1 pseudogene is annotated in these 508 nt (G+C 73.6%); it reads left to right on the top strand.

Annotated elements, in window-relative coordinates:
• A pseudogene (locus FVW20_RS18700) lies at window positions 1-508 on the top strand (phosphoglycerate mutase); the annotation flags it as partial.

The following is a 508-nucleotide window of genomic DNA, read 5'->3' as shown; positions in this document are numbered from 1 at the left end:
TGGCCGCCGGGCTGCCCCTTGACCCCCGCGACACGGCATGGCGCTGCAACGTGGTGGCGCTGGACGCCCATGGCCGCATGGCCGACCCCGCCGCCACCCTGCTCCCCGCCACGGAGCAGGCGATTGCCCGCATCGTGTCCGAGGCCTTTCCGCCCCCGGCCCATGCCACGGCCCATGGCGGCGGCTTTCGCTTCACGGTGGTGGAACGGGAAACCACCAGCCACATCGCCTCCCCCACTTCGCCCGTCCCGCCCGCCCCTTTCACACCCACGCCTTGCACGCCCGCCGGACCACAGGACGTCGTAGGTCAATCCCCCGCCGACGCGCTGCGCAACCTTGCCCGCCACCACCCGGCCCTGCACGCGCGCATCACGGCGGCCAACGCGCACCTTGCCCGACTTACTGGAGCGGACGCCCCGCACGGTCTGGCCCTGTGGCCATGGGGTTGCGGTCACCGCCCCGAACTGCCGCCATTTGCCGCCGGGAACGCCGCCGCCTCCGCTTCGGG

This window comes from Nitratidesulfovibrio oxamicus (assembly GCF_015731765.1).
Taxonomy (GTDB): Bacteria; Desulfobacterota; Desulfovibrionia; order Desulfovibrionales; family Desulfovibrionaceae; genus Cupidesulfovibrio; species Cupidesulfovibrio oxamicus.
The sequence above is the reverse complement of the archived record's forward strand: the minus strand, read 5'-3'. Positions and strand labels throughout refer to the sequence as shown.